36 protein-coding genes and 1 pseudogene are annotated in these 26,186 nt (G+C 65.1%); 26 read left to right on the forward strand and 11 right to left on the reverse strand.

Going from position 1 to position 26,186, the window contains the following annotated elements; all coding sequences use genetic code 11:
* Positions 1-183: 183 nt before the first annotated feature.
* Together MKK88_RS09470 and MKK88_RS09475 are read left to right on the forward strand one after the other, a co-directional pair.
* Entirely contained in the window at positions 184-795 is a 612-nt protein-coding gene (locus MKK88_RS09470; RefSeq protein ID WP_243999026.1) for a chemotaxis protein CheB, read from the forward strand.
* 26 nt (positions 796-821) lie between these two features.
* A pseudogene (locus MKK88_RS09475) lies at positions 822-1,004 on the forward strand (chemotaxis protein CheB); the annotation flags it as partial.
* Positions 1,005-1,135: 131 nt separating this feature from the next.
* Here the strand turns inward: MKK88_RS09475 and MKK88_RS09480 are convergent.
* Positions 1,136-1,342 carry a hypothetical protein gene (locus tag MKK88_RS09480; RefSeq protein WP_243999030.1) on the reverse strand — a complete coding sequence of 69 codons (207 nt, stop codon included), beginning with the start codon at positions 1,340-1,342 and terminating at the stop codon, positions 1,136-1,138.
* A 96-nt stretch (positions 1,343-1,438) separates the two neighbouring features.
* Here MKK88_RS09480 and MKK88_RS09485 point away from each other — a divergent pair, with 96 nt between their 5' ends.
* The 3 genes from MKK88_RS09485 to MKK88_RS09495 all read left to right on the forward strand — a co-directional run bounded on the left by MKK88_RS09485 (position 1,439) and on the right by MKK88_RS09495 (position 3,192).
* Positions 1,439-2,491, forward strand: coding sequence for a hypothetical protein (locus MKK88_RS09485; protein ID WP_243999033.1), 1,053 nt, complete (start codon positions 1,439-1,441; stop codon positions 2,489-2,491).
* Positions 2,492-2,643: 152 nt separating this feature from the next.
* Positions 2,644-2,790 (forward strand): hypothetical protein, encoded by a 147-nt coding sequence (locus MKK88_RS09490; protein WP_243999035.1) that lies wholly within the window; start codon positions 2,644-2,646, stop codon positions 2,788-2,790.
* Between the two features lie 96 nt (positions 2,791-2,886).
* A complete protein-coding gene (locus MKK88_RS09495) occupies positions 2,887-3,192 on the forward strand; it encodes a hypothetical protein (RefSeq protein WP_243999037.1) in 306 nt (101 codons plus the stop codon).
* 17 nt (positions 3,193-3,209) lie between these two features.
* Here MKK88_RS09495 and MKK88_RS09500 read toward each other — a convergent pair whose 3' ends face one another.
* Positions 3,210-3,500, reverse strand: coding sequence for a hypothetical protein (locus MKK88_RS09500; protein WP_243999039.1), 291 nt, complete (start codon positions 3,498-3,500; stop codon positions 3,210-3,212).
* Positions 3,501-3,578: 78 nt separating this feature from the next.
* On the reverse strand, positions 3,579-3,869 hold the full coding sequence (locus MKK88_RS09505) for a hypothetical protein (protein WP_243999041.1): 291 nt from the start codon (positions 3,867-3,869) through the stop codon (positions 3,579-3,581).
* 281 nt (positions 3,870-4,150) lie between these two features.
* Here MKK88_RS09505 and MKK88_RS34070 point away from each other — a divergent pair, with 281 nt between their 5' ends.
* The 5 genes from MKK88_RS34070 (at position 4,151) to MKK88_RS09530 (ending at position 7,400) form a co-directional block, all read left to right on the forward strand.
* Complete coding sequence (locus tag MKK88_RS34070) at positions 4,151-4,282, forward strand: hypothetical protein (RefSeq protein ID WP_313902306.1); 132 nt, start codon at positions 4,151-4,153, stop codon at positions 4,280-4,282.
* Positions 4,283-4,347: 65 nt separating this feature from the next.
* On the forward strand, positions 4,348-4,605 hold the full coding sequence (locus tag MKK88_RS09515; RefSeq protein WP_243999046.1) for a hypothetical protein: 258 nt from the start codon (positions 4,348-4,350) through the stop codon (positions 4,603-4,605).
* Positions 4,602-5,756: a transcriptional regulator gene (locus MKK88_RS09520; protein ID WP_243999049.1), complete on the forward strand. Its 1,155-nt coding sequence runs from the start codon at positions 4,602-4,604 to the stop codon at positions 5,754-5,756. Before MKK88_RS09515 ends, MKK88_RS09520 begins: the two co-directional genes overlap by 4 nt.
* 152 nt (positions 5,757-5,908) lie before the next feature.
* Positions 5,909-6,598: a hypothetical protein gene (locus tag MKK88_RS09525; protein WP_243999051.1), complete on the forward strand. Its 690-nt coding sequence runs from the start codon at positions 5,909-5,911 to the stop codon at positions 6,596-6,598.
* 16 nt (positions 6,599-6,614) lie between these two features.
* Positions 6,615-7,400, forward strand: a complete 786-nt coding sequence (locus MKK88_RS09530) for a DUF3800 domain-containing protein (protein ID WP_243999053.1) — start codon at positions 6,615-6,617, stop codon at positions 7,398-7,400.
* A 152-nt stretch (positions 7,401-7,552) separates the two neighbouring features.
* Here the strand turns inward: MKK88_RS09530 and MKK88_RS09535 are convergent, their stop codons facing one another.
* From MKK88_RS09535 to MKK88_RS09545, 3 genes are all read right to left on the reverse strand, one after another.
* On the reverse strand, positions 7,553-7,810 hold the full coding sequence (locus MKK88_RS09535; RefSeq protein WP_243999055.1) for a hypothetical protein: 258 nt from the start codon (positions 7,808-7,810) through the stop codon (positions 7,553-7,555).
* A 269-nt stretch (positions 7,811-8,079) separates the two neighbouring features.
* On the reverse strand, positions 8,080-8,409 hold the full coding sequence (locus tag MKK88_RS09540) for a helix-turn-helix domain-containing protein (RefSeq protein WP_243999058.1): 330 nt from the start codon (positions 8,407-8,409) through the stop codon (positions 8,080-8,082).
* A complete protein-coding gene (locus MKK88_RS09545; RefSeq protein WP_243999060.1) occupies positions 8,406-8,672 on the reverse strand; it encodes a hypothetical protein in 267 nt (88 codons plus the stop codon). Before MKK88_RS09545 ends, MKK88_RS09540 begins: the two co-directional genes overlap by 4 nt.
* Positions 8,673-8,918: 246 nt before the next feature.
* Here MKK88_RS09545 and MKK88_RS09550 point away from each other — a divergent pair, with 246 nt between their 5' ends.
* The 8 genes from MKK88_RS09550 (at position 8,919) to MKK88_RS09585 (ending at position 13,788) form a co-directional block, all read left to right on the forward strand.
* Complete coding sequence (locus MKK88_RS09550) at positions 8,919-9,569, forward strand: AAA family ATPase (protein WP_243999062.1); 651 nt, start codon at positions 8,919-8,921, stop codon at positions 9,567-9,569.
* 7 nt (positions 9,570-9,576) lie between these two features.
* The gene (locus tag MKK88_RS09555) at positions 9,577-9,918 is read left to right on the forward strand and encodes a ribbon-helix-helix domain-containing protein (RefSeq protein ID WP_243999064.1); all 342 of its coding nucleotides are present in this window, start codon (positions 9,577-9,579) and stop codon (positions 9,916-9,918) included.
* On the forward strand, positions 9,915-10,217 hold the full coding sequence (locus MKK88_RS09560; protein ID WP_243999066.1) for a hypothetical protein: 303 nt from the start codon (positions 9,915-9,917) through the stop codon (positions 10,215-10,217). The genes MKK88_RS09555 and MKK88_RS09560 overlap by 4 nt, the downstream gene beginning before the upstream one ends.
* Before the next feature lie 411 nt (positions 10,218-10,628).
* Positions 10,629-10,880, forward strand: coding sequence for a hypothetical protein (locus MKK88_RS09565; RefSeq protein ID WP_243999068.1), 252 nt, complete (start codon positions 10,629-10,631; stop codon positions 10,878-10,880).
* A 91-nt stretch (positions 10,881-10,971) separates the two neighbouring features.
* Positions 10,972-11,448, forward strand: a complete 477-nt coding sequence (locus tag MKK88_RS09570) for a hypothetical protein (RefSeq protein ID WP_243999071.1) — start codon at positions 10,972-10,974, stop codon at positions 11,446-11,448.
* Positions 11,445-12,434, forward strand: a complete 990-nt coding sequence (locus MKK88_RS34075) for a site-specific integrase (RefSeq protein ID WP_243999073.1) — start codon at positions 11,445-11,447, stop codon at positions 12,432-12,434. The genes MKK88_RS09570 and MKK88_RS34075 overlap by 4 nt, the downstream gene beginning before the upstream one ends.
* Positions 12,435-12,674: 240 nt before the next feature.
* Positions 12,675-12,965 carry a hypothetical protein gene (locus MKK88_RS09580; RefSeq protein WP_243999075.1) on the forward strand — a complete coding sequence of 97 codons (291 nt, stop codon included), beginning with the start codon at positions 12,675-12,677 and terminating at the stop codon, positions 12,963-12,965.
* Positions 12,966-12,978: 13 nt separating this feature from the next.
* Positions 12,979-13,788, forward strand: coding sequence for a hypothetical protein (locus MKK88_RS09585; RefSeq protein ID WP_243999078.1), 810 nt, complete (start codon positions 12,979-12,981; stop codon positions 13,786-13,788).
* 156 nt (positions 13,789-13,944) lie between these two features.
* Here MKK88_RS09585 and MKK88_RS09590 read toward each other — a convergent pair whose 3' ends face one another.
* Positions 13,945-14,547, reverse strand: coding sequence for a hypothetical protein (locus tag MKK88_RS09590; protein WP_243999080.1), 603 nt, complete (start codon positions 14,545-14,547; stop codon positions 13,945-13,947).
* A 159-nt stretch (positions 14,548-14,706) separates the two neighbouring features.
* Between MKK88_RS09590 and MKK88_RS09595 the strand changes: the two genes are divergently transcribed.
* Both MKK88_RS09595 and MKK88_RS09600 read left to right on the forward strand, forming a co-directional pair.
* Positions 14,707-15,534, forward strand: coding sequence for a baseplate hub protein (locus tag MKK88_RS09595; protein ID WP_243999082.1), 828 nt, complete (start codon positions 14,707-14,709; stop codon positions 15,532-15,534).
* Between the two features lie 31 nt (positions 15,535-15,565).
* Positions 15,566-18,088 carry a hypothetical protein gene (locus MKK88_RS09600; protein ID WP_243999085.1) on the forward strand — a complete coding sequence of 841 codons (2,523 nt, stop codon included), beginning with the start codon at positions 15,566-15,568 and terminating at the stop codon, positions 18,086-18,088.
* Positions 18,089-18,100: 12 nt separating this feature from the next.
* Here the strand turns inward: MKK88_RS09600 and MKK88_RS09605 are convergent, their stop codons facing one another.
* Positions 18,101-18,538, reverse strand: coding sequence for a hypothetical protein (locus tag MKK88_RS09605; protein ID WP_243999087.1), 438 nt, complete (start codon positions 18,536-18,538; stop codon positions 18,101-18,103).
* Between the two features lie 138 nt (positions 18,539-18,676).
* Positions 18,677-19,849 carry a YihY/virulence factor BrkB family protein gene (locus MKK88_RS09610; protein WP_243999089.1) on the reverse strand — a complete coding sequence of 391 codons (1,173 nt, stop codon included), beginning with the start codon at positions 19,847-19,849 and terminating at the stop codon, positions 18,677-18,679.
* A 230-nt stretch (positions 19,850-20,079) separates the two neighbouring features.
* Between MKK88_RS09610 and MKK88_RS09615 the strand changes: the two genes are divergently transcribed.
* The 4 genes from MKK88_RS09615 to MKK88_RS09630 all read left to right on the forward strand — a co-directional run bounded on the left by MKK88_RS09615 (position 20,080) and on the right by MKK88_RS09630 (position 22,565).
* On the forward strand, positions 20,080-20,295 hold the full coding sequence (locus MKK88_RS09615; RefSeq protein WP_243999091.1) for a hypothetical protein: 216 nt from the start codon (positions 20,080-20,082) through the stop codon (positions 20,293-20,295).
* A gap of 185 nt (positions 20,296-20,480) precedes the next feature.
* Positions 20,481-21,659 carry a zinc-dependent alcohol dehydrogenase gene (locus tag MKK88_RS09620; RefSeq protein WP_243999093.1) on the forward strand — a complete coding sequence of 393 codons (1,179 nt, stop codon included), beginning with the start codon at positions 20,481-20,483 and terminating at the stop codon, positions 21,657-21,659.
* Between the two features lie 306 nt (positions 21,660-21,965).
* Positions 21,966-22,238, forward strand: a complete 273-nt coding sequence (locus tag MKK88_RS09625) for a hypothetical protein (RefSeq protein ID WP_243999095.1) — start codon at positions 21,966-21,968, stop codon at positions 22,236-22,238.
* Between the two features lie 24 nt (positions 22,239-22,262).
* Positions 22,263-22,565, forward strand: a complete 303-nt coding sequence (locus MKK88_RS09630) for a pyocin activator PrtN family protein (RefSeq protein WP_243999097.1) — start codon at positions 22,263-22,265, stop codon at positions 22,563-22,565.
* A 201-nt stretch (positions 22,566-22,766) separates the two neighbouring features.
* Here MKK88_RS09630 and MKK88_RS09635 read toward each other — a convergent pair whose 3' ends face one another.
* Positions 22,767-24,716, reverse strand: coding sequence for an HWE histidine kinase domain-containing protein (locus MKK88_RS09635; protein WP_243999099.1), 1,950 nt, complete (start codon positions 24,714-24,716; stop codon positions 22,767-22,769).
* Between the two features lie 133 nt (positions 24,717-24,849).
* A complete protein-coding gene (locus MKK88_RS09640) occupies positions 24,850-25,263 on the reverse strand; it encodes a response regulator (protein ID WP_243999102.1) in 414 nt (137 codons plus the stop codon).
* 76 nt (positions 25,264-25,339) lie between these two features.
* On the opposite strand from MKK88_RS09640, the gene MKK88_RS09645 reads away from it, so the two are divergent.
* Together MKK88_RS09645 and MKK88_RS09650 are read left to right on the forward strand one after the other, a co-directional pair.
* Complete coding sequence (locus tag MKK88_RS09645) at positions 25,340-25,765, forward strand: hypothetical protein (RefSeq protein WP_243999104.1); 426 nt, start codon at positions 25,340-25,342, stop codon at positions 25,763-25,765.
* 84 nt (positions 25,766-25,849) lie between these two features.
* A partial coding sequence (locus MKK88_RS09650) for a low affinity iron permease family protein (RefSeq protein WP_243999107.1) occupies positions 25,850-26,186 on the forward strand: 337 nt, incomplete at its 3' end.

Genomic DNA, 26,186 nt, shown 5'->3' on the forward strand with positions numbered 1-26,186 from the left:
GGCCCGCTGCTCAGTACCGGGCCGAGGTTCGCGACGAAGCTGGCATGAGCATACTGACCGCCTCTGTGCTCATCGTCATCGATAAGGCGCCGGAGCGGAAGGCGGCCGAAGCTGCCGCGTAGCTCGGACATTCGGCCAGGCACAACTGAACCGCGCTTGCCCCCGGTCGATTGTAGCAAGCAAATGGGCGCCATCATCGTCATCGCCAGCTCTGCCGGCGGCCTCAAACCGCTCAAGCAGATCGTCGAGGCTTTGCCATCAAATCTCCGCGCCTCCGTGTTCGTCGTGCAGCACATCGGGGCGAACCCGAGCGTCCTCCCCGACATCCTTAGTCGGCGCGGCAGTCTTCCAGCCACCTTCGGGCGGCACGGGGAGGTCATCGAGCGCAGCCACATCTACGTCGCACCACCCGACCACCATATGCGATTGGGTTTCGGTGCAATCCTTCTCGATCAGGGGAACAAGGTGCACTTCACCCGCCCAGCGGCCGATCCGTTGTTCTTTTCAGCCGCCGAGGCTTACGGGAAGCGCGTCATCGGGATCGTGCTCAGCGGCGGCAATAGCGACGGGGCTGAGGGCATGCGTGCGATCACGGCACGCGGTGGCCTCGGCCTCGTGCAAGATCTGGCCGAGGCCGAATGCCCCGAGACGCCCCATGCCGCGCGGAGGCTGGATCACCCGGATGCAACCCTCACCGCCCACCGACTGGTCGAGCGGGTCGTCGCCTACGGTTCTTGCAATGACGGAGGGTCCCGTCCAGCTTGCGCCCCCCTGTCAGGCTCCTCCTGTGCGTGACGTAGCGGCAGGCCGGCGGCAATAGGGACGGGGCTGGGGGCATGCGTGCGATCACGGCACGCGGTGGCCTCGGCCTCGTGCAGGATCTGGCCGAGGCCGAATGCCCCGAGATGCCCCAGGCCGCGCTGAGACTGGATCACCCGGAGGCAGCCCTCACCGCCGATCGACTGGTCGAGCGGGTCGTTGCACACTGTGCTTGCAACGATTGAGGGTCCCGTGCAGCTTGCCGCCCCCGGTACGGCTGCTTCTGGTCGTGAGCGAGCGCGATGGCAGTGTCTACTTCTGCCAACTCCCACCCGAAAGCGGACCGGCAGAAATCCACCCTCAGCAGACCTCGGCATCAGGCCCGCTCCAGCAGGTCGAGGAGGAGCGTGCCGGCCGCCGCAATGACGTTGCCTCGGCCGCGCCAGGGCAGGATCGTCGCCTCGGGCAAGGGCTCGGCCGCCATCTCCGGCAGTACGGTCTCGGGCGCCTCGGCCTCGCGATCCTGGTCGTTCCCGCGCAGCCATGTGAGCTGCGAGCCGGTGGCGTTCTCGGGCGCGGCCAAGGATGGTTCAGCATCCCCGCCGTCCCTCCTCAGGGTTTTGCGTCGCTTTTCTGTACAGGCTCACCGGGCCGACGTTCGGTCCCGGAGGATGGGTCGATGTTGGAGGAAGGTCCCTACCAGCCCCTCACGTGGGCGCCCGGCAAGAAGCCAATAGCCATGCAGAGTTGGCTTCTGAATGTCGCCTCAGACAAGCGAGTGTCGTGCGGTGCGCTTCGCACGGCGCTGGTCCTAAGCTTCGGCTTCAATGCCACCAATGGGGGGTGCTGGCAGACCAAATCCACGATGGCAAAGTCGGCCGCTGTCAGCACCTCCAGCATCAAACAGGGCCTCTCGGAGCTTGAGACCAGCGGCCACATCCTCCGCATCGAAGAGCCGATCCGGGGCAGGCCCATGCGGGTGATCTATCCGGTGCTCAACCCCGAGATCGAACATCAGGAACCCCGGGCACGGCGCGGAGGCGTTCCAAAGGGCGTCAACCCGAGGCAGCGAGCGGCAGCGAAGGCGGCGCCCAAGGCTGGCGAGGTCAAAGCCGAGAACACCGCACCTGCCCCCGTCGAGCCCCGTTCGGCTTCGCGGTCCGTCCCCGAGCCAGCTTCAAGCCTGGTCGCCGAGTCGACGGCCAGCGTAGCCGCCACGGCATCGCAGCCGTCGCCCGCGGGCGAGGAAAGTCCCGCCGATCCCGACGCCAAGCCAGCCGAGAACGTGATGTCGGAGAAGCACCCGGAGGGCGGCATCCCGTATCACAGCATCCGTCAGCGAATGGCTATGCAGGGCTTCAGGTCCCGGCCTGGGATCCGGCTGACCCCGGACGATCTCCGAGCCGCGAGCCAGGCCTGGGCAGACGGTCAGTTCGATAGCTGGGCAGAGCTTCTGACCGGGGAGGGGCCAATCCATCAGTCCATTACCCGGACAGAAGGTCAGTCCAAGCCGTGGGTAAAGGGTCAGCCCCCATGTATCCAGGAGAAATCAAAGAGCATTATCCCAGACCCTATCAAAGAGAGGCGAACCCAACCTGACCATGTCGTGGCCGGGTGCTCTCACGGCGGGTGCATGTCGGCAGCGCGGTACCTTTGCTCCCGAACCGGCTTCGTCTTTTGTGTCCGGCACCGCGGCGGATCTTACATTGCCGCGGAAATCCAAAACGGCTGACACGACACCTGCTCCAGGCCGAAGACGGACTCGGCTCCGTCGAGGTCCACTACCGCCGATTGACCTCTTGTCTTTGCAGCATCGTCTCCCCGAAACTGGGGGAGGCAAGAGCCGCCTGGTGATGGCTCTGCCTCCAGAACGGGGGTGAGGGCATGCGGGTTGTCAGCGAGCGATCCGAGGCCGAGATCCGGACTCACGAGGCCGAGATCCGGACGCAGCAGGCAGAGGCCGAGGTAAAGCACGCGCTCCGGCGCTTGGCCGCCAACGTCATGCGGGTGACCCGCGGGGCAGGTTCCTAGGCTGAACTTGGGACCCAGATGTTGGACTGCATAAGAGCGCTGGATGCCTACCGCGATGCCGCCGGGCACGGCGTACCGAGTTGGAGCCTCAACAAGATGCTGGACCCCGAGGCTGCCTACAAAGAGTACCGTCCCTGGATCAAAAGGAGCCCGGAGGACGAAGCCCGCTGGGAAGCGGACGGTACGATCGACCGCGATCTCGCCGAGCAAGATATCCGGCGCGCGTGCTTGCAGGTGGTCGCCTCCATGCTGCTCAATCAGAACCCGCAGCAGTGCCGAGGAGAGAGCGATTTCTCCGATGGCCTCCGACGCCTGGAGGCCGCTCGGGAGCGCAGCCGTGCCTATCATCAGGCCCAATATGCTTCTGCGCCCCGAGCCCGGAAGAAGCCGAAGCCCCGGTAGGCCCGTAGCTCGGCCCTCTACGCCTGCTCCGGCGCGGTCCCTTCGAGGTCTCGGTCCCCTCCCCGTAACCAGATGACCTGGGAGGCGTGACCTTCCGGCGCGCCGAGGCTCGGCTCGGCATCACCACCGTCCTCGCGGTCTGGGTCACCGTCTTCGGCGTTGAGGAGCGCGACAATCCGATCGACGATGTCGAGGGCCAGATCGGCGAGCCGCTCGAACTCCTCGCGCGGGATGGGCTGGGCAGCAGGAGGCATCCGGCCGCCCGGAAAGGCGTGCCGGCCCGAGTTCACCATGCGGGCGTGCGTCATCGTTCCCATAATTCAGGGCTCCAGTGGTTCAGTGCTTCAGGGATTGCGGCCTTCAGAAAGTCAGTAGGCCCATGGGGATCAGTGCGTGCTGGTGCGCCGGGCGGCCTTGGCGACCTGCCACGTAGCCTTGAGGGCGGACGACATCGCCTCCGCGCGGGAGACGCCGCAGCGCTCCTGAATGCCGATCGCGGCCTTGCATGCAGCAGCCATGATCGCGGTACGATCGTAGCGGCCAGTGACCACGAGGGGGCGAGTACGGGCGCCGAGTTCAATCATGACGCGGGCGCTGAGGAGCCCGGCGGGGATCTTCGGGCGCGCGTCGTGCAGGCAACGGGAAAGGCGGGTCCAAGAAACGGTGCGGTAGGGCATTGAGATACCTATCCCTGTGTCCGAGACATAGGATACGCCTTTCCGGTGTCCTGTCAATAGCCCTATGTGAGAGACATTGCTTTTGACGGCGGCGTCGCCTATCTTCACTGGGCCAGAAACCCTCCGCGATCGTGATGTCATCGAAGCCGCTCCGCCTCACACCACGCCTCTGTCGCGCAGGCAGAGCTTTACTCGGCTGGCGCCAAGCCGATCTGGCGGAGGCGTCCGGCGTACCGGAGCCGACGATCAACGCTTTCGAGGCCAAGCCGGAAACGGGGCGGATGATCAGCGCGAACGCGCGGTTGTTGATCGAGGCGTTCGAGAAGGGCGGGCTGGAGTTCATCCCCGAGAACGGCGGCGGGTCAGGGCTACGGTTCCGGCTGCGCGAGGATGGGACGCGGGATGAACACTGAGACGACAGACACTTGAGCTATGCGGTTCGAACCCCAAATCAAGTTATAGCCGCCCAGGGATAGCAGTGCTCGACGCCCTCGCCCGTTCGATCGCCCAGACCGCTGCCGATGTTCTTGGCCAGCGAGCAAAGTCTCACCCCAGCGCAAAAATCTCGGACGAAACGGTAGGACTGTACCTTTGGCACGACCGCGGCTTCCGCGATCATGACACTCTCGTCCAACTCATCAACGCGACCCGACAGGTCTTGGACGCGCGCGACGCGGCCCAGCCGCCACTCCCGAACAAGCCGGTTCAACTCCGCCTCGACTTGGAGGCGGCATGAGAGTCCGCCGCGAGACCGAGCCGCCCCCAATGTGCAGCATCTGGGACCGCTTCAACGCCCAGGTGATGGAGAGGGCCAAGGCCCAGACCGAGGCCCTCGCTGTCGAACGGCAAATCCGGCGTCGCCGCAACAAGCGCTCGAACTGGACGACCGAACGCCAGACGCTCCACGAGATCGGCGCGCTGATCCAGCTTCGCCACTCAGGTGCCTGCAATACCGACGACGGCGAGATCTACCTGCGAGCCGCGCTCCCCTCGCTCATCACGAAGGCTGGGGGGTTCGACGGCGAGGATCTCGATCAGGACGTTGCTACGTGGGCCAACAGGATGGTGCCCCGGCTTGATCGGGCCACGGTCAACGGCTGCGTCGAGGAGGCTCAGCAGCGCAACCTCGACAAGCGCCTCTGGCCGAACGCCACCGAATTGGGGACCCTACTCCAGCTCACAGTGCCGGAGCGCGAGAGCCTGGGCATCACCCGGTTCAGGCCGGTGGGCATGACCTCGCGGCAGTTCGAGAAGTACCGGCGGGAGCGCCGAGCGGCCCAGGAGAAGGCTCGCCGGGTGGCCAAGGGGTCTCGTCCCCGCGAGCAGTCGAAGGCGCAGTTGAAGCCCTGGGACGCGCTCGGGATCAGCCGCCCGACCTACTACCGGATGCAGAAGGCGGGCATGCTCCCCGCGCAGATCCGAGACCGTGAGACTGTTTCGTTGCGAGCAGGTACAAAGTACCTACAGCCCATCACGGGCCAGTCTCACCTCACAGAACAGACCGCTCCGGGTCCAGCGAGAAACGCCAGCCCGAACCCTACCGTCAGCGCTGTCGGGCATACGCCCGGAGCCAAGACGAGGGTGGTCCCGGTTGGTCATGCCCGCGCGCTGCCGCTGCCGGAAGATGGGGTCTTTGAGCACCCCGACCTACTCGGCGGCGGAGAGTGGAAGCAGATCAACGAAGTAGTTACGGCCTACGACGGCGGTGTCCTGCCTGAGGGGCTCAAGCGCGCCGTCCGCGACGCGCAGCGGGTTCGGCAGATGACGCAGCAGGCGGTGGCCGATCAGATCGGGATCAGCCGTCCGCAACTCGCGAATGCGCTCCAGGGCCGGTTCGGCTTGAGCCGGAGTGCGGCGACGAACCTGCTGGAATGGCTGGCTGCCTAATTCTTCGATGAGCCCGAGACGGCGTCAGCCGTCCGCCGTCAGGCGGGACCGACGCCTACCGTAGGAGCCGCAGGTTGAGCGACGAGATCACCCCGAGCCGAAACAGCACCGCCTCGATGGGCGCGGGTGCACAGGTTCTCCAGAAGGTCGGCGTGATCGGCGCCAAGGCGGCCTTGAGCACCATCCCATGGGCCGCCCTGGTCTTCGATTTCGGGCAGGCCGCCGTCGATTACGGAAATGCGCGGCTGACGGACCGACTGCTCGGCGAACTCGGCGAACGCATCGATCGGATGGAAGCTGGAGCCCGTGAGCGGCTCAAGGCGGATGAGGTCTACCAACTCTCTGCGCAGGCGGCGATCCGGCGGATGCTGACGGAGACGAACCCGCGCATGGCCGACGCCTTGGCCAGAGCGGTTGCGGAGTTGGGCACCTCCACCCTGCTACCGGCCGAGCGGCTGGAGATCGCCCGCGCGCTCGATGCGCTGACCGAACCGGCGCTGCACCTGTTGCAGACCATCTATCGGGCTCAAAACGACCGCCTCACCCCGCAGGAGCTTGCAGCGGTCGAGGGCGACGTGCGGAAGACCTACCACTTCACGATGCTGATGTACGCCAGCATGCCGCTCAGTTCCTGGATCGCCCCCGCCAACGAGCTTGAGCGAACCGGGATGGTCGTGGCGACGCTCGACGACGGCTGGTACGATCCGGCGGAACGGGCAACTGAAGAACCCTTGGGCCTCACGGTGGGCCTGCGCGAGATGTACCCGCTGGGCGAACGCGTCGTCAGGATGTGCTTCGACGATCCCGCGATCCCGGCGTTCGGTGTCTACGCGCCGGAGTAGATAGACCCCGACAGGCATGGCGTTCGCTGCTAAGCTTGTCGGCGTGAGCCGCGCCCGCATTGATCCCAACACGCTGTCGGACCTCGTCGTGTACGCCGACGAGAGCGGTGACCACGGCCTCGTCACGATCGATGCGGGCTACCCCATCTTCGCGCTCGCCTTCATCGTCATGACCCGTGACGAGTACGTGGGTACGGTGACGCCTGCCCTCCAGCGGCTCAAGTTCGCCTACTGGGGTCATGATCAGGTCGTGTTTCACGAGCGCGACATCCGGAAGAAGATCGGCCCCTTCGCGATGCTGGCGGACCCAGCCACCAACGCCGACTTCATGGCCAATCTCACGGGGGTGATCGGCGCGGCCCCATTCCGCCTCTGCGTCGGGACCATCGACAAGCTCAGGCTCAAAGCCAAGTACGCGAACCCGTGGAGCCCCTACGAGATCGCGCTGCGCTTCTGCATGGAGCGTCTGCTCAACTGCCTCCAGCGTCACGAGCAGGAGGGGCGGCTCGTCCACGTCGTCTTCGAGAGCCGGGGCAAGAACGAGGACGCCGACCTGGAGTTGGAATTTCGCCGGATCACCGCGAACCAAGCCAACTGGGGCTACCGTTCGCCCGACTTCTCCTACGCTCGGTTCGAGCCCGTGTTCGCGCGCAAGGATGCGAACGCTGCCGGACTACAATTGGCGGATCTCGTCGCTCGCCCCTGCGGGTTGCGGGCTCTCCGACCCACTCAGCCAAACCGAGCGTTCGAGGTGCTCATCCCCAAGCTGACCGGCCATTCCGGGTTGAAGATGTTCCCCTGAAAAAACAAGGGGGTCCGGGCGAACCCGGAACCCCCTTGCCGACCGGGATATCCCCAATCCTGAGGACAATATGGGCCTCCTCGCAGCCGATGTCGATGCTCACGCAGGCCGCACTCGTGTTGCTCTTGGCGATCGAGCTGTGCCCGGAGGAGCTACTCCACGGTGCGCCACTTCACAGGCGGTAGGTTAGGCCCCGGCGTTCGGGGGCTCTTCTGGTGGAACTGCTGCCGATCGCCGGTCACCGCCTCCGCCACATCGTCGATCGCCTCGATTACCTTCGAGGCCGCGTTGTAGAGCGGACCTTGCGGTTTGGCCCTCGTAAGGACCAGCACGCACTGCTGCCGCCAGCGCCGGGCCTCCTCCAGGAATGCGACCTCCTCGGCCCGCACGAAGATCCCTCGCCTCGCCATTCTGCCGCTCCGGATCACCCCTGGGGGAGATAGAACGGAACTGGAACGATGGGGAGTGGCGGTCCGTCCAATCTCAGCCTGGACGGACCGCCATTACCGACCGACAAAACCGACTGGCTTCCCGATCTGGGACCCAGCCGAGTACCGCTGTTGAGGCCTAACTAACGGCGCTTCGGCATCATTACCTCGGGCCGCGTCGCGTACTGGTCCCAGCCGTGAGGAACGGCACGAGCCCCGTCAGCCCGTGATCAGATCGGGCGACGGGGCTATCACCTGCCCTCCCGCGCCGCCTCTCGGGCAGCGCGTCGGGCCGCGCGCCGCTCCTCCAACAGAGCTTTGAAGTCGATGGTCTCGACCACGGACGCTTCCTTGGTGCGCTTGCGGCTCGGCATGGCCTGAGGCGGGTCTTCGACACGCCGCTGTCGCTCACGGAACCGGGCGATGTCCTTGAGGTCGAACCGCTTTCGGATCCGCTTCTCGCCCAACCCGACCGCGATGTAGGCGATGTCGCCGCGGGCTACGTGACCGTCGAAGGTCCGCCGCCCGATCCGCAGGAGCTTGGCTGCCTCGTCGGCAGTGAGGAGATCGGACTCGATCACCCTAGGACCGGGAAGCCCATGATCACGGCGGTCATCACCATCGTGCGGCGCAGGCCGGGCGTGGTCGCCTCGTCCGCCAGCAGCTTGTTGGCCTGCGGATGCATCTCGATGGCCTTGGCCACGTCGATGGTGTGGCCAGACTTGAAGGCGAACGGCTTGGCGTTCTCGTCCTTCAGGTAGGCGGCTATCGCCGCCCCGATCTCCTCGTCCGTCACCTCGGACTTCCGGCGCAGGTCGCCGACGCTGGGGATCTCTTTGGCCATGAGCTGCCCCTACTCCGCCCGCCGGGGGGCGTCCACCATCGAGGAGTCGGCCGGGTGTAGCCCTGCGGCCCTTCCGGGGTTCCGGTCTTCCTGAAACCGCGCCATCCGGAGTTCCGTGATCCCGAATTTCCACGTATCCTGAAGACGCGCATTCCAGAGCCCGTGAAGCCCGCACATCAGGGAATGCTTAAGCCCTGTTTTCCATGATACCGGAGCGCCTGAAGTGCCGAAGCCCGGAACCCCGCAATGCATGTGATCCTGGTGGCGACGCAGAAAGGCGGCGCTGGCAAAAGCACCATCAGCGCGCACTTCGGGGCGTTGGCTGACCGTGAGGGCAAAACGCTCCTCGTGGACGCCGACCCACAGGGGTCGCTCATGGGCTGGTATCAGAGCCGCAACGCCGAGACGCCGCTCCTCGTCCAGGCCGACGCCAACAGCATCAGCGGGGTTCTCGACGCAGCCGCGGCCGAGGGCATGGATTGGGTCATTATCGACAGCGCCCCACACAACGCGCCGCTGATGGCAGCCCTGATGACGCGCGCGAGCGTCACTGTCGTGCCGGTCCGCCCGGGACCGTTCGACCTTCGCGCCGCCGGGGCAACCCTGGAGATGGCGCGCGCCCTCAAGGCACCGATCGCCTGCATCATCAACGCGGCGCCACCGATCACCCGCGAGAACGAGACCTCGATCGTTACCGAGGCCAGGGCGTTCCTTGCGAACATGGATGCCCCGGTCCTCCCGGGTCAGATTTCCCAGCGGGCGAGCTTCTCGCATGCGCTGATCACTGGGCAGTCCGTGTCGGAGTACGAGCCGGACGGCCGTGCCGCCGCCGAGATCCAGGCCATGTGGTCCGCCGTGACCGAGTTGGCCCGCGCCTTCCCCCGCAACAAGAACTGAGGCCCCGATGTCCAAGCCCGCTCGCGGTTCGCTCGCCAGCATGGCCGTGCCCAAGGCCGTGTCGTCCTCAGCTGCTCCAGCCGTCTCTACTCCGGCAGCCGAGGCCCCGCGACAGGAGGCCAGCCAACCGGCCGAGCCGACGCCGCGTCGCGCGCCCGTTGACATGAAGACGGTGCAGGTCCGCATCAACAAAGCGGGCTGGAAGGCCCTGCGGGACCTGGGAGACGACAACGACAAGAGCCTTGAGGCGCTGATGGTCGAGGCGCTGAACGACGTGCTGTTGAAGTACAAGAAACCGCCAGTCGTGCAGCGCCGGGTCGGCGAGCGTGGGCAGGAGCGGGGGGAGTGACAGTGACGAGTGGCTCCTCATCCCCCGCAGCGGCGATGCCAACTCCCAGAATGGAGAGATACTTAAAAGAGGAAGAACAGGCTTGGAATTTTGTTTTAGTTAAATCCGGTACGAATATTATTCTTCCCGCTTTTGCCGTTTATCTAATGACTTGGAGGCTTGGGCTTACGGCACTTGTTGCGTTCGTGTGCTTGTGCGGCGGCATATTCAACTACTTTCAATTCAAAGACGCATCAAAAGCACAACAAGAACTCGTGAAGGCGCTCGATGATGAAAATCCCTCAGGCACTAAAGACTAAAAAAACTTGGATCAATATAAGAGACGTTTGGGTTGCAGGCGTTGTAGCAATCGCCCTATTTTACGTGTTCTATCAAACTAAAGATCCCGGAGCCGCACTTCCGGTTGGCGTCGCGTCGGCGGTCGCGTGGGCGATAGGCTCGATAGTTGGAGGGCCGCCTTGGTGGAATGGGAACTCGAACATCGTGGCTGCTTGGCTCGCAGCGATGGCGGTCGGTCTTCAGTACATGCCCTGACCTCAACCGTTAAGCCTGCTTGAGGTCCACCTCCGGCGTGAGCCCCTTTTTTGCATTATTCAGGGTTTCAGGGATTACGGTGTTCGAGCTTGCCGGAGTTCAGGTCATGCTCTAACTTCCTGTAACCGGTGTTCTCAGAAGTTGGACGCACTCCGCATCAAAAGGCCCGTGAAGAAGTGAAGCCAGAGCTATCCTCGCTCGCCGACACGTTCGACATGCTCCGGGACGCCGCGTCGGCCGCCGCCCGGAACCTCGGTCTCGGTGCCGAAGCGCAGCAGATCTCGCCGGAGCACTGGCAGCGGGTCCTTGCGGCCGTTGAGGTGCGGATGGGGATGCGCGGCATCGCACTGCCCAAGGACTGGCGCGAAGATCTGGCCGATCAGATGGGCCGGACCGGCGCCGACGCGGCTGCCGAGCCCGAGAGTTAAACGTTTCCATCGAGCACGCCTGTCGCGATGGAAACACTTAAAGGATGAGACCGTGAGCCGAGGGCCGGGTAGGGTAGAGCGGGCGATCGAAGTGGCGTTCGAGGCATCGCCCGATGCTGCGTTCTCCGTCGCCGATCTCGGTCCCGTCGCCTATCCTGGCCTAAACCGAGTTGAGAAGCGCCACCGCGTTGCGATCATCAGGGCGGCTGACCGGGTGGCCGCTCGCCTCTGGTGGGCGAAGCTCATCAGCGAACGGCCGGGCGGCGAGATTATCTACTGCAACACCCTCAATGTGCGATCCTATGCGCTCGGGCGGTCGCGGGCCGACTTCTGCTTCAACAACCTGCCGCTGGAGGTCATCGTTCGGCTGATAGAGGCGCCCGTTCCCGGCGACCCCTATGCCTATCGTTCTCGATGGGACTTGGTCCGACCCGGTGGCGCTTGGTGGAGACATGTCGAGATCGCGAAGGCGCGGAAAGCTGGCGACCTAGACGAGGCCAATCGGATCGGCGCCGAGCTACGCACCGAGATCGCGCGCAAGACGGCAGAGCTTGGGAGTAGGCTGTGAGCGAGCCCGAAATCCTCCCAGCCGAACCAACGCAAATTCGCGCCGGTCTACCGGCCGAGGCGACGGCGATCGTCCGAGCCTATCAGCAGGCCAGCAAGGCGGACTCGACGATCCGCGCCTACACGTCGGACGCCCGGGTGTTTCAGGACTGGTGCGCCCGATACGGGTTCCGGTCGTTGCCCGCGACGCCCGAGTCCGTCTCTGGGTTCCTCGTCCACGAGGCGGAAGCGGGCCGGGCGGCCTCCACCATCGGGCGACGGCTCGCCGCGATTAAGTACGGCCATAAGCTCGCCAAAGCCGTCGATCCCACCGACGACGAGGACGTGCGCGCCACGATGAAGGGTATCCGTCGCCGGATCGGCACGGCCCCGAACCAGAAGGCCGCTGCGACCGTGGACGTGTTGCAGATGCTGTTGGCCAGGACCCCGAACACCCTGACCGGAAAGCGCGACCGCGCGCTCTTGGCCTTGGGCTTCGCGGGCGCATTCCGCCGGTCCGAGTTGATGGCGCTCGACGTGGCCGATCTCGTTGAGCACCCAGAAGGTCTGCGGGTCCGCATCCGGAAGTCGAAGACCGATCAGGAGGGTGCGGGCACGGAGATCGCGATCCCACACGGTAGGTTCGTTCGGCCTGTTGCGCTGGTTCAGGAATGGCTCGCCGCAGCCGGGATCTCGGAGGGACCCGTCTTCCGGCCGGTGTCGCGGTACGGCGTCATGCGGCGTTTGGATGCCCGAGGAGAACCGCCTCGGCTGACGACTCGGGCGGTCGGCGACATCATCAAGCACTACACCTCGGCCGCCGGTCTCGATGCCTCGACCTTCGGGCCGCACTCCCTGCGCGCTGGGTACATCACGACAGCGGCCGAGCGCGGTGCTGATCTCGCGCGGATCATGGACCAGAGCCGCCATCGCGATCCCCGGACCGTCGTCGGCTACATCCGCAGGGCGAACGCCTTCAAGGATCACAGCGGGAGCGGATTTCTATGACGATCTCCAGCATCGAGGATCTGCCGAATAGCATGAGGCCCTTCGCAGTTCGCATCAAAGGTGATGATGCCGAGATCCAGAAGTGGGTTGCTCGCTGTTCGAAGCTTGGACCGTATCGTATAATGTGGACTTGGAATTGGATCTCACACGACGAAGCGCGTTTCTACTTCGTAAGCAGCGAAGATCGAGATCACTTCAGGTCCTGCATCTACCTCGATCTTGATGCCATGGGGCCTTCTGATGATGCCGAGTCCTGACCTTGAGCGGTTCGCTACCCTGATCGCCGACAACGTCGTCACGGCCTACGAGCGCGATCGGGAGGGTGCACCATTCCATCCAACCATGCGCACGACCGTGGTGTCCGTCCTGGTGCGCAGCCTCCTACTTGTCTTGCCGACCACGTCCAGCGGTGCACTCGCGGCAGCCTGCAACCGAGGTCTCGACGATGTGGTGGGCGCGATCGGGATCGGCGGGCCGCGCGTCGACCATGTCGATCCAGACGATGGGTCGGTCACGATGACCGCGGTATGAGGAGTAGCCCATCATGAACCAAGAGGACGAGGAACGGCAGCGCCCTACGCCAGACGGCCGCCAGAAGGACGCCATGGACAGGGCCATGAAGCGCTACGACGCGCGATCCGAGCCCTTGGCCTTCGCCGATCAGCCCGAAGGGACCAACAAGCTCGACATCTCTGGCAAGCACAGCGACCAAGCAGGGCATGTGCTGCATTTACTCGATACGTTCGGCACTGCCTCGGCCGAGTTCGCGCAGAATAGCGTCGGACGGGTGGCGGCTGTCATGCGACAGCGCGGGAAAGCTCTCCCCGACGACACCGAACTGAACGCTGGGCTTGCCGCCGTCAGCGGGATCGCGCCGGAGAACGAGATCGAGGCCATGCTGGCGGTGCAGATGGTCGGCACCCACGAGGTGGCAATGGAGATGCTGACCAAGGCCAAGCGCGCGGAGACGACGGATCACCTCGAACGGTACGGCACCCTCGCGACGAAGCTGCTGCGGACCTACACGGCACAGTTGGAAGCCCTGTCGAAGCTACGCCGGGGCGGGGCCCAGAAGGTCACGGTCGAGCACGTCCACGTCTACGAAGGCGGTCAGGCGATCGTCGGGAACGTCACCACCGCAGGCGCCCAGACCCGGCAAGGGGGAGGGGGGCGGCAGGAAACCGGACATCAAGCCCATGAACTCACTGGACCGGCAGCCCTCGCCCTTCAGGCTGACCCCTCGATGCTGTGCCCGGACGCGGGCCGGGACTGCGTGCCTGTCGCCAGCGGTGCGGGGGAAGATGCGATGCCACAAGCACGGCGGCGCCAAGGGAAGCGGCGCGCCCAAGGGTAGCCGCAACGGCAGGTACCGCCATGGGATGCGGACGCAGGAGGCACAGGCTGAGATGCGCCGGGTCCGGGAGGTCGTCGCCGAGTGGCGTGAGGTATCGAAGCTGCTGCAGGTGTAGGCGGGGAACCTCGGCAACCGGGTCCCCGAAAGGAAGGGGCCTCAGGTACGGCCCCAAGCCCGGATGATCGGCCGGCAGACGGCCTCAATCCCCTTTACCGCGGCGTCCACCCGCGGCGTGATCGGGTCATCTTCCCTCTGCCGGGCGAGGATCCGGCGCTGCTCCCGGTAGAACTTCGCCTGCGGGTCCGTGGCCGGGATGTGCTCGCCTCGCAGCATCAGGATTGTCTCGCTCGCGGCATTGATCTCGTTCAGCACGCCCTCGATCTCGTCCCAGGGCTTCGTAGCCTCGCGACCGAACAGAGCCGCGAAGCGGTGCCGCTTCGTGCGGAGATCGCGGATATGGTCGAAGGACTGCCGTAGGCGTCGGACAGGCCCGTATGCTGAGTTGCCCACCACCTCGTCCGGCACGCCTTCTTCCTTGACCATTTCGCTCGCCCAGATCATCGGCGAGCGCGCGTCGTAGATGACCTCTTGGACTTGGTAGAAGGCAGATAGGGTGTCCTCGGCCACCTCCAGCCGCCTCTTCCCGACCGTCTCGTCCCGCCACTTGTTCAGCGCCTTCCACCCCACCGTCGCGGTGCTGACGGCGGCTCCGGCGACGATGACGTCTCGCACGGTGCTGATCGCGGGGAGCTTGTCCAAGATCGACGGCCAGTCCACCAGCGTCCCCAGCAATCCGCACAACCCGCACACCCTAAAAGAGATGGCCCAGGCGGCGCGATCGGCCTGAAAAACAATCAACGGATATCAAGCCGAATGGGATGACAGATGAGCTTTACCCGCAAGTGCCTCGACGTGGAGTTGTCGCTGAAGAACGGCACCTTCAGCGGCGGCAAAAACACCGTCTATTTGAGGGGGCTGCGGGTCTCGGCGCACGTCCTCCAGCCGGGCGCGCCCGATTTCGGTCAGTTGCAGGCGGCGATCTACGGCATCCCGCTCAGCGACATGAACAAGATGACCACGATGGGTCGTCAGTACGCCCTGCGCGAGGCCAACTTGATCAAGCTCTACGCCTACGAAGAAGGCGGCACCCCCTCCATCGTCTTCTCGGGCACGATCTTCGAAGCCTGGGCCGACATGCAGGCCGCTCCCTCTGTCTGCTTCCGAGTCGCAGCACATGCGGGGGGAGCGGGAGCAGTGAAGCAGGTCAATCCCACGACGATGTCCGGGTCGGTGAAGGCAGCCGATGTGATGAAGCAGGTCTGCCAGAAGGGCGGCTGGCAATTCGAGAACAACGGAGTCGATGCCGTCCTGAATAACCCGTACCTGCCCGGCTCCGCGTACCGGCAGGCCATCTCGGTGATGAAGGCCGCTCGGTGCCTGATGACCATCGACAGGGACACCCTGGCGATCTGGAAGCCCGGCGGTTCGCGGCAGGGCTCGGTGCCGCTGATCAGCCCGCAGACAGGCATGGTCGGATACCCGCGCTACCGACAGGTGGCAGTGGACGTGACCACGCTGTTCAACCCGAACATCCAGTTCGGCGGGAAGGTCCAGATCAAGTCCGATCTCCTCCCCGCCTGCGGCGTGTGGCCTGTCGTCTACGTCGAGCACGAACTGGAGACCGAGATCGTGAACGGGAAGTGGTTCACGATCATCCAGACCGGCGGCGACGGGGTGCAGCAATGACGAGCCGCGCTATTCGCGCCGGAGGTGCCTGATGGCGACCGTGATCGATGCTCTCGTGGTGACGCTCGGCTTCGACCCGAAGCAGTTCACCAAAGGCCAGAAGGACGCGGCGGCAGCCCTGATCAAGACGCGCCAGCAGGCCCAGAAGGAGGCCGCGGCTATTGAGAAGAGCCTGGACAAGGCAGGCGAGAGCTTCGACCGGCTGGCCCGGAACGCGCTGAAGCTGTTCGCCATCTTCACGGCCGGGCGGGCGGTGAAGGACTTCGTCAGGGACATCACAGCCTCGGACGCCGCGCTTGGGCGTCTCGCCAAATCGCTGGAGACGACACCAGAGGCGCTGTCCTCGCTCGGCAACGCGGTATCGCGTAGCGGCGGATCGGCCGACGCGGCGGTTGGCTCGTTCCAGAAGCTGAGCAACGCCTACAACGAGGTGAAGCTCACCGGCCGGTCGGCGACCTACGACATGCTGGCCCGGCTCGCGGGCGCGTCCGGCAAGGTCATCCAGTTCGGGAAGGACACCCAGAAGACGATCTATGACACCGCGGACGCCGCCAAGGCGCTCGTGGCGAAGTCGGGGTTGTCGTTCACGACGAACCTGCTGGAGCAGGCGGGGCTGGACCCCGGCACCATCGCGCTCTTGGTTCAGGGCAGCGACAAGGTCCAGGAAGCTCAGGCGAAGGTGGCGCGCCTGGGCGGGGTCATCACCAAGCAGGACACGGAGAACGCGCAGCGGTTCTCGACCGCCCTGCACGATGTCGGGACGATCTCAGAGGGACTAGGCCGCACGATCTGGACGAGCCTGTCCCCGGCGATCAGCGAAATCATCGAGAAGTTCACCAAGTGGTACGAGGCCAACGGCGAGTGGCTGCGTACCCAGATCGCTGAGAAGGTGAAGGCGCTGGCCGATTACCTCCGGTCCATCGACTGGAACGCGATCGGGAAGGGCGTCCTCGATTTCGCCCGCGGCGCCAACGAGGCCGCCAAGGCGGTCGGCGGCTGGAAGGTGGTGTTCGAGGCCCTGCTGGGCGCGTGGCTGTTCACGAAGCTCTTCGCGCTGCTGCGCATGCTCGGGCTGATCCGGCTCGCCCTCACGGGATCGGCGACGCCGGGCATCCTCGGGACGTTGGCCGGGGCTCTCGGGATCGGCGGGACGGCGGCGATCGGCGCGGCCGTGGGGACGGCTGTCGGCGCAGATGCTGCGGTCCCGAACGCCCAGAAGCCGGGCGTCACCAACAACTGGGACGATGAGGCCAGCGGCGCAGCGGGCGGCGCGGGCATGGGCGGTGTCTTGCGGCGCGGCGGGCGGTGGCTGAAGCGAAAGCTCGGCTTCGGTGGTGGCAGCGGTGCCGGGGCAGCAACGGCGTCCAGCGGCAATCTCACGGCCGTGTACGAGGCCGAGGCCAAGCGGGCGGGCATCGATCCGCGCATCATGCACGGCATCCGGGCTGGGGAGTCGCTGCATACCAACGCCTACGACGTGAAGAGCGACTCGAAGGAGGACAGCTACGGCCCGTTCCAGTTGAACCGGCGCGGTGGCCTCGGAGCGGTGTTCGAGAAGGAGACGGGCCTCGATCTGCACGACCCGAAGACGATCCCCGCTCAGGTTCGGTGGGCTGCGGAGCACATCAAGAAGCGCATGGCGGCGGACCCGAACTACAACCCCGGCTCCGAGTGGTACGGCTACAAGGGCCTGCGGAACGCCGACCCGAGTTGGGGGGACAGCGGGTACACCCCCAACCAGTCGAAGAAAGACATCCCGGCCGTCAACGGCGTCGGCGGGGTGGATCAGCGACAGAGCGGGGTCCGCAGCCAAGGCATCACCGACGCCCTCGGCCGCCAGATCCAGGCAGCGGCGGCGGCGTCTGGCGTCAGCGCGGAGATCTACTCCGGCGGTCAGGATGAGAGCGGATCGAACCGGACCGGCAGCCGCCGTCACGACCACGGCAATGCCGCCGACTTGAAGCTCTACATGGTCGGTCAGGATGGGAAGCGTCGCTACCTCGACATGACGAACGACGCCGATCGCGTGGTGATGGAGAAGTTCATCCGGGAGAGCGTGAAGGCGGGTGCCAACGGCGTCGGGGCGGCTCCGAACTACATGGGCGCCAACGGCATCCATGTCGGCGGTGGGTCACCTGCGGCCTGGGGCGCAGGCGGATCGACAGCCAACGCGCCGGAATGGGTGCGCCGGGCCCATCAGCAGGGAATGGAGGATCGGCTGGTAGCTGCGGCGGCGGCGGCGAAGGCGGCCCGAGCGACGCCCGGCGCTTCTGCCGCCACCCTGGGCAAATCCTCAGCGCTTGAAGATGCCCGGCGTGCGGGTGCAATGGCCACGGTCGCTCAGGCGAACGCTGCCCAAGCTGCGATGGTATCCCGCACGGTCAACGACAACCGCAGCGCGCAGGACAATCGCTCCTTCAGCGACACACACATCCACGGCCCGGTGACGATCAGCACCCCAGCCACGGATGGCAGGGGTATCATGGCCGATCTGAAGCAAGCGTCGAAGGGCAACCGAGCCTTCGCGGCGGCGGCGGACTATGGAAAGGCGTGATGACTGGCGGGATCACGCCCCGCAGGCGTGGCCTTGTGGCAGTGGCCGTCCCGCCTTCACCTTCGCATAGAGGTTGTTGACGGCTACGCCGATCGAGACCTTCGGGGTCAGCCGACACTCGGCCTCCACCAAGGCATTGATGGCGCACTCAGACGGGTAGCTGGTGAGCGGCCCACGCGTCCGGACGTAGGTAGCTACGCCCTCCCAGATCTGCGGCATCAGATCGACAATGTCGCCGGTCGGGTCGGATTTTGGATTGGCGTAGTATCGGCACGGGATCTCCCGGAAGCCGAAGGAAGCGTCCGGGGCGCCCTGAGCCACTGCCGGATCTACGGCTGCAATGAGGACAACGGCGGCGAGAGCGTAGCGCATACCGCACAGGTAGGCATGCGCCCCTGAGGTTGTCGAGATCGGCCCGATGAGCTTTGCGAGGGTCAGGCCGGCGTCCATGCGTTCAAGATGGCGAGCACGGCCGTGGCTGTCGAGATGGCTCTGTTTGACCAATTAGTCTGCAGCGGGCCCGAGCCATGTTCGACCCAGGCAAGTTCTACGGGATGCTGAGGAACGCAGGTGTAGGTCGGTAGCGCCTTACTCCGCGGCAGCGCCGACGCTGTCGGCCATCTTCGCACCCCGGGTGCCCAAGGGCTGGGGCTTGCCCACTGTGGTGTCCTCGGCCGTCTGATGCTCCATCTCGGCGTTCACCTGTGCACCGAGCAGCACGATCGTCGTCGAGATCCAGATCCAGGTCATGAACCCGATTGCCGCCCCGAGCGAGCCGTAGGTCTTGTTGTAGCTGCCGAAGCGGGCGACGTACCACGAGAACAGCAGCGAACCTCCGAGCCAAAGCACCGCCGCCACGGCGCCTCCTCCCGTGACCCAATGCCAGCGCGGCGCGTCACGGCTCGGACCGTAGCGGTATAGCACCGCCAAGCCGCCGAGCACGGCCAGCAGAAGCACGGGCCAGCGCAGCAGGGCGAGCCACCACGCGTCCTTGCCGACGCCGATGAACTCGAACACGACCGGCAGCACCACGACCGCGACGAGCGCTAGGATCAGGAACAGCAGCGCGCCAGCGGTGAACGCCAGCGAGACGAGGTTGAGCACGAAGAAGTTGCGCTTCTCGCGCTCGTTGTAGACGAGGTTGAGAGCGTCGAAGATGTGCTTCATGCCGCCGTTGGCGCTCCACACCGAGAGAGCGACGCTCACGAGCAGGCTTAGGCCCAGCGTCGCGTTGCCCTTCTCGTTGAGGTTCTTCACTTGGTCGCTGAGGATATCGAGCGCGCCCTGGGGCATGATACCCTGCAGGCTAGCAAGCTGGTCGTTGATGGTCGAGGCATCGGCCACGAGCCCGTAGACGGATACCAGGGCGGCGATCGCGGGGAAGATCGCCAGCAGCGCGAAGAAGGTCACGCCGGCTGACACCAGCATGATCCGGTTCTCGCCTACATCCCTATAGGTGCGCAGCGCGATGTCCTTCCAGCCTTTCACCGGGATCTCGGTCGGCCGTGTGGCCTGGCGTCCGCGATCGGCCTGAGTGCGGGCTACCTCGTAGGCCTCGCGGCCGGAATGAGAGGGAGAAGTCTGGCGCGCCGCTCCGGCTTCGTCAGCCCGTACCTTCTTGGGGGTAGATGCCGGGCGTGCTGTACGCCGCGGTAGAGCTACGATGCCGAGAAGCGCGGTGGTCAGAGCTAAGGTCCAGGCGAGGGAGTTTCCCGTTTCGTTGGGATCCGGCTTCGCGCGATCTGGCGGTGTGGAGGTCATCGTGGACTCCCGCGCGCATCAAGCTGCGCTGTAGCATCTAGCGCAACAACGGGGAGCTATATGGAACGTTGCAGCGTGCCGCTTCAGCGCGGGGATGCGTACCGCCCTCTCCTCCAGCGGGTCGCAGGTCTGGCCGTGCTGCGCGGGCATGCGCTCAAGATGGCGGGCGACGAAGTGGGTGTCGAGATGCCTAGATTGTCCGCTCCACCGGCAGCAGGCTACAGCCGGCCATGGACCCCACCATCGTCAAAGCCCTCGCTCTGATCGAGGATCATCACGTCGAGCACGGCATCCCATCCGTGCTTGAGATGCACGACATCCGGGCGAAGATGGAGGCCGAAGTGACCGGGCACGCGACGGCCGCGGAGCTCGTACACGATACGCTCATGGGCATGGGATACCGGGTCGAGATGGTCGACGGTGTGATCTATCGCCTGGAGCAGTAGGAGGCCGCCGCTCAGCGCTTCTACTTCACCAAGTCGATCTTCTGCTCATGCACGATGGTTACGCCCTTGCGTACTCGCTGCATCGCGGCCTCCTCACATCGGCGCGAAAGCGGCTGGTCATCCGGGAACAGCACGAGTTCTGAACAGCTATCCCTGCGGTTTGTACCTGCGGGAGAACGGGTTCGATGAAAGCGCTGACATGGCAGAGCCGGGGCAAGATCACCTGCGAGACCGTACCTGACCCGAAGATCGAGCACGGGCGTGACGTCATCATCAAGGTCACTGCCTGCGCGATCTGCGGCTCCGATCTGCACCTGATGGGCGGGTTCATGCCGACCATGGAATGCGGCGACGTCCTCGGCCACGAGACCATGGGCGAGGTCATTGAGGTCGGGCGCGACAACCAGAAGCTCAAAGTCGGCGATCGCATCGTGGTGCCGTTCACGATCTGCTGTGGCGAGTGCCGGCAGTGCAAGTGGGGCAACTGGAGCTGCTGCGAGCGCACCAACCCGAACGGCAAGATGCAGGCCGAAACCTACGGCTACCCGCTGGCCGGCCTGTTCGGCTTTTCGCACATCACCGGTGGTTATGCCGGCGGCCAGGCCGAGTACCTGCGCGTGCCCTACGCCGATGTAGGCCCCATCGTCGTGCCGGAGGGCCTTACCGATGAGCAGGTGCTGTTCCTCAGCGACATCTTCCCGACTGCCTACCAAGCCGCCGAGCACTGCGACATCGGCCCTGAGGATACGGTCGCGATCTGGGGTTGCGGCCCAGTCGGCGTGCTGGCCGTGAAGTGCTGCTACCTGCTTGGGGCCAAGCGTGTGATCGCCATCGACAGCGTGCCTGAACGCCTGGCGCTCGCCCGGGAGGCCGGTGCGGAGACCATCGATTTGTCTCACCAGAACGTGCAGGACACGCTGATGGAGATGACCCATGGCCTCGGGCCTGACTCGGTCATCGAGGCGGTCGGCATGGAGTCCCACGGGGCGGACACGACGCTTCAGAAGGTATCTTCCGCCATCATGGAGCACACCGTCAGCCTGGAGCGGCCGTTCGCGCTGAACCAGGCAATCCTGGCCTGTCGCCCCGGCGGCAACGTTTCGATGCCGGGCGTCTTCGCCGGGCCGGTCGGGCCAGTGGCGCTCGGCGTTCTGATGAACAAGGGGCTGACCCTGAAGACGGGCCAGACGCACATGGTCCGTTACATGAAGCCGCTGATGGAGCGTATCCAGAAGGGTGAGATCGACCCGTCCTTCATCATCAGTCACCGGTCGACGAACTTGGAGGATGGCCCAGCGCTGTACGACATGTTCCGAGACAAGACCGACAACTGCACCAAGGTCGTGTTCAAGCCACACGGTTGAGATTAAGCCCGAGCCGCCCCTCGTGATCAGGAGAGGGGCGGCTACCGAGCTACCGCTCGTGCTGACGTCGGCCTCTCTGCGCACGACGTCGTGCCGAATTGGGCGCACAGGGCAAGGTACAAGCCCCAATCTTTTAGAGCGGGGCCACAGGGGCACTGCGTGCCCATGTCAGCCGCTGATAGGGAGTAACGGGGGTGTACCGGGATCAGGGGTCAGCCGCTGATCGAGAACGGCGTTACATTCCGACTTGCCGACAGCCTTGCCGATCCGTTCTGATGGGCCCCCGTTCGAGACTGGGAGCCTCCGATGCCAAGGCAACAGCCAAGCGCGGGGCGGTGGAAAAAGCGCTTCGATAACTGTGAGCCGACCATCGCCGAGATTGAGGAAGCGACCCTCTTCATCGCGTATGTCGTGGAGAAGCTCGGCGAGCAGTACGCCCCGGTCATGGACCGCCTTGTCATCGAGCTAGAGGAGGCTCGAAAGCGAGGCGGCAGCCCTACGGAGAGGGCGAAACGGATCCTCGACGAAGCGGAGGCAGACGGTCGGCTTGCAGCCGTGAACATCACGCGGAAGCGCTGAGAGCCTCACCTCGCGGAGAACACCATGAAGGCCCGTAGCATGCGAGCGCCCGACCCTGCGCCGCCGACGACGTTCGCCATCCTACGGGAGCAGTACGGCCCTCTGGTCATCATCCCGCTTGACCGCGTGCGGGAGGATTTCTTCGACGGCATGTCGCAGGAACACCTCCTGCGCAGGATCAGCGAAGGCAAGCTGAACCTACCGATCGTGCGGATCGACGCCAGCCAGAAGTCGGCCAAGGGCGTCGCGCTGGTCGACCTCGCCACGTACCTCGACCGGCGGATCGAGGCGGCTCGTAAGGAATGCCGACAGCTCAATGGACTGTAGATCTGGCCATCCTGGGCGTTTATGCGCTTAAGATGGCAGGCGCCGGGGACAGTGTCGAGACGTCAAGCGGTGCGCACCGCCTGCGTCCGCAACCGCTCAGCCTCCTCGCGCCATGCGTCTCGCTCGATCCGCAGGGCTGCGACGAGGCTTGCCCATCGGGGCTGGTATCGTCGAATGCTGAGTCTAAGACGTTGGAGCGTGTCAGCCGTCTACCCGCAGCCCTGCAAGTGGAGACACCAGGGTGCACGTCACGCCCTCGGGCGAATAGCACAACGCGACTTCTCCGCCGGAGAGGCCGCGTTCAATTAGGCGAGAGCCAAATCCCCGGCGGGTCGGCGGCGTCACGGGTGGTCCACCTTGCTCACGCCATTCGAAGCGGAGCGACGCTTCCGACTCTTCTCCCTCGATCATCCAGCAGATCGCCACGGTGCCATCCTCTACGGAGAGTGCCCCGTACTTTACAGCGTTGGTCGCAAGTTCGTGGAGCAACAGGCCGAGCGACAAGGTTGTGGACGGCCCGACAGATAGGCCCGGCCCGTTGATCTGAAACCGGGATCCCGTATCGTCGTGCAAATCGAGCGCCCCACGCACGACCGCCTCGACGTATGCGCTGTCAGCGGGCCCGTCCAGCAGGATGTCGTGCGCTTTGCCCAGCGCGATCAGGCGGGCGGCCAGCGCTTCTCGTGCCGTATCGATGTCGGGTGCGTTTCGCAATGTCTGCGCGGCGATCGCCTGCACCAGCGTCAGTGTGTTCTTCAGCCGGTGGCTCAGTTCGCGGTTCAGCACCGCCTGCCGCGCATCGGCATCCTTGCGCTCGCCGATGTCACTGATCGCGACCACTGCGCCGACCAGCACGCCCTGATCGTCCCGGATCGCCTCCCCGGCGATGGCGATCCAACGCCGCTCTCCGTCGGGGCACTGGTACTCCACTTCGATTGTGGATCGGTCGCATTCCCCGTTGCTGATCTGCGCCAAGGGATACTCGTTGGCGTCCACACGGCGACCGTCCGCGTGGTAGGCGACGAAATCACCGTAAGCGTTGCTGGACGTGGCGTAGAGGGTGTCATGGCCGAGGATGTCGGCCAGCCTCCGGTTGCCCATCAGGATGCGGCCGGACGGGGCTTCCGCCAGCATGATGCCGATCGGCACGCTCTCCATCATGGTGAGCAGCTGCGCCTGCTGAGCGCGCACGGCCCGCTCCGCCAGGACCTGCTCGGTCACGTCCAGAAACAGAACCGTAAAGGTGTCCGGACTCAGCCTCTGCGCGCGCCCCTCGTACCAGCGGTCGAGTATGCTGGACTGTCGCTTGAAGGTGACCGGCTCGCCGGTCTCGACGACCTGTGCGAACTCCTCGATCCACACGTCTTCCAAGTCCGGAAACACCTCGCGGACGGTGCGGCCGATCGCTCGCTCCGGTGGGATCCCGACCAAGTCACTCCAAGCACAATTGACCTCGACGTAGCGCCAGTCCGTGATCCGACCTTCGCCATCGCGGACCGCCTCGCCGACCAGGAAACCCTCGTGAAGGTGGCTGAACAGGTTGCGCCAGTGGATCGCGTTGGCCTCACGCTCGGCGTGAGCAGCCCGCAATTGTGCGTTCTGGTGCCGCTCGCGCAGGATCGTCGTCACTTGCCGGGCCAACCGGAGCAGCCCATCCGCTTGCTTCGCAGTCAGACCGGCGGGTCTCGCCTTCCGGTCGATGACGCACAGGCTCCCCAGCACATGGCCGTCCGGTCCATGCAGAGGTGCACCCGCATAGAAGCGGATGAGCGGTTCACCGACGACGAGCGGGTTTTCCCGAGTGCGAGGGTCGGCCGTCAGATCGGGGATGACCAGGAGGTCGGGCTCGGCGAGGACGTAGGCGCATACAGATGCGTTGAGGTCGGTCTGGGACGGCGCAAAGCCGACCCGCGCTTTGAACCACTGCCGGTCACCCGCGACGAGCGACACCAGCGCGACCGGCGTGCCGCACACCAAGGCGGCCAGATGGACGATATCCTCGAAGCCGTCTTCCGGAGGCGTGTCGAGCAAATCCAAAGCGACGAGCGCCTGGAGGCGGTCGTCGTCGTGAACAAGTCCGAGATCGGAAGAAGCGCACATGGCCGGGAACGGGCTCGCTCGCGCGAGTGTCGAACCCACGGCCTCGTCCATCTAGCAGGCACCGTACATAACGCGAAACAACATGTGATCGATTTTGGACCGATGCCCGCGGCGGCAGCAGTTTGATAGATCGGCTGGATCCGGGCGGCTCCGAAAATCCCGTGCAGCAATAGTCGCGCCTCGCCTATTTATTTCGAAGCGGCTCAGGCTGCACATGCTCGGGCATCGTCTTCCGCACGTGATGGTGGACGATCTGCGCGCTGAACGGCTTGCTGATGAAGGTTGCCCCCTCCGGCAGATCGCCGGGCCCCGGCTTGGCTCGGCCCGAGGCGAGAACGATCGCGATCAATGGCCAGCACCGGGCGACCTCGCGGGCGAGAGCGAACCCATCCATATCTCCTGGCATGTCCACGTCGCTGAAAAGCAGCTTTACACGGGCGTGATGCTGACCGAGGACGCGCAACGCCTGAACGGCGTGTGCAGCCTCCAGCATCTGGAAACCGGCTTCCTCCAAGATGCTGACGGCCTCCATGAGGATCAGCGGCTCGTCATCGACGACGAGGGCAAATGGAGGTTCGGGGGGTGGGGCTTCGCTCACGACGGGTCAAATCGGGAAATGGAGCGAAGGTTGCCAACGCCTTGTTTCCATCAGGCTCGGTGGCACAGTGCGCCCCATGCCGATCCGGCCCGAGCACCGCTTCTTCTATCCAATCGACTGGGCGCAGCTCTCGGCTGTAATCCGGTTCGGCCGGGCGAAAGGATGCTGCGAGGGCTGCGGGCGGCCACACGGACGGATGGTCTACCATCTGGGCGATGGTCGCTGGTGGGACGCTGATGCCGGTCGGTGGCGCGATGGCTGGGGCAGGCGGATCCGTGTTGATGCGGAAACCGACATTATCGGTCGTGCTCGCCGAACGCGGGTCATCCTGGCGGCGGCCCACCGTGATCACGACACCTCGAACAACGCGGACGCCAACCTCTCGGCGTTCTGCCAACGCTGCCACATGATCCACGACCGGCCGGAGCACCAGAGGCGGCGGTGGCGCACGCTGTTCCGGCGGAAGGCGCTCGGGGACCTGTTCGGCGGCCCCTATGCCTGAGTTGACATAGAAGGCACATGATCATTCCGGAAACACGGTCGCGCTATCTTGCTTAGCGGCTCGATGCGCTGAGCTTGAGGATTGATGCTGGACCGTCCGATCATCGGCCTTGCCGTGTGGCTTTCAAAGCCTGTCGGCTTCCTGACGACCTGCTTCACCGTCGCCGCTGGACTGGGCGCCGGCTTCATCCTCAGCTTTAACGACCACTGGGCACTCGTCTTCAACCTGTTCCTGTCCATCGCCGCCATGCTCTTGGCCGGCGTCATTCTGGTGGCCGGCGCTCGTGACACCGCCGCTATCCAGATGAAGCTGGATGAGCTGATCCGAGCCGTCGAAGACACCGATGAACGTCTTATCGGGGTTGAGGAACGGAGCGCCGAGGAGCTGGCGCTGATCAGGCAGGACCGGCAGCCTTCCTCGC

Source organism: Methylobacterium sp. E-005 (assembly GCF_022829725.1).
Lineage (GTDB): Bacteria > Pseudomonadota > Alphaproteobacteria > Rhizobiales > Beijerinckiaceae > Methylobacterium.